Genomic DNA, 784 nt, shown 5'->3' on the forward strand with positions numbered 1-784 from the left:
TGAGCGGTTTACAGGAAGGGATGTTGTTCCACAGCCTGTATGATCAGCGGGCCGGCGCCTATATCGAACAATTCAGTGGCCAGATACAAAAACTCGATCCGGCAGCCTTTAGGAAAAGCTGGGAAACTATAGTGGCACGGCATAGCATCCTGCGAAGTGGATTTTATGCGGATGTATTTTCGATACCGGTTCAGGTGGTATACCGGCAGGCTGCCATTCCGATGGAGATACTGGACTGGCGAATGATGCCTGCGAGCGAACAGGAAGCAGCTATAAAAGCGTATGACGATTCGGATCGCCGTCGTGGTTTCGATCTGCGGCATGCGCCGCTGATGCGCATAACCCTGATGCGTTTGGGAGAAGAACGGTACCGGATGTTGTGGACGCATCATCATATCCTGTTGGATGGCTGGTCCCTTCCGCTGCTGCTGGAGGAACTGTTGCAGGTGTATGAGGCGCTTCAAACAGGCGGGGAGCCGGAAGCCGTCGATGCAGACCGTTACGAGGATTATATCCGTTATATCGAGAGCCGGGACCAGGACGGGGAAAGGGCATATTGGGAAGGCTATCTGCAGGGAGTGGAGGGTAGTACCTTGCTGCCTTTTATTGAGCCGACTGCCGAACGGAATAAGGGATTGGGAGCGTATGGGGAGGAGGAGGTATGGATAAACAGCCGGGAGACAGCCGGGATTGTTGCGTATGTACAACGGCAGCGGATCACGGTCAACACGTTGATGCAGGGGATATGGTCCTATCTGTTGTACCGGTATACGGGCAGCCGGGA

The 784-nt window shown here is 54.3% G+C and carries 1 protein-coding gene; it reads left to right on the top strand.

From position 1 onward, the window contains the following. Positions 1-784 (top strand): condensation domain-containing protein (locus ACX0G9_RS31695; protein WP_459069008.1); only part of this gene is annotated, 784 nt, incomplete at both ends.

This window comes from Flavitalea flava (assembly GCF_054461575.1).